General features: G+C 73.8%; 1 protein-coding gene. It reads left to right on the top strand.

Going from position 1 to position 469, the window contains the following annotated elements; genetic code table 11:
- Positions 1 to 26: 26 nt before the first annotated feature.
- On the top strand, positions 27 to 469 hold a 443-nt coding region (locus G3I78_RS48065; protein ID WP_239158479.1), incomplete at its 3' end, for a DEAD/DEAH box helicase.

Here is a 469-nt window from a genome sequence, read left to right as displayed (position 1 = left end):
TGCGCGGCCTGCTCGACGGGCAGTCGCTGCGCGAGGACGCCGAGACCGCGCTGCGCGCGCTCGTGGGGCGCGAGGACGCGACGCTGCGTGAGGACCAGTGGCGCGCGATCGAGGCCCTCATGGCGTTCCGGCGCCGTGCGCTCGTCGTGCAGCGCACCGGGTGGGGCAAGTCGGCCGTGTACTTCGTGGCCACGCGCCTGCTGCGCGACCGCGGAGCCGGGCCGACCGTCATCGTCTCCCCGCTCCTGGCGCTCATGCGCGACCAGATCTCGGCCGCCGCGCGGGCGGGCATCAAGGCCGTCACCATCAACTCCGCCAACGTCACCGAATGGGACGACGTGCACCGGGCCATCGCGGACGGCGAGGTCGACGTGCTGCTGTGCTCGCCGGAGCGGCTCAACAACCCCGGCTTCCGCGACGAGGTGCTCCCCCGGCTCGCGGCCGACGCGGGACTCGTCGTCATCGACGA

The sequence above is a fragment of the Streptomyces sp. SID13726 genome, from assembly GCF_010548375.1.
Classification (GTDB): domain Bacteria; phylum Actinomycetota; class Actinomycetes; order Streptomycetales; family Streptomycetaceae; genus Streptomyces.
The sequence above is the reverse complement of the archived record's forward strand: the minus strand, read 5'-3'. Positions and strand labels throughout refer to the sequence as shown.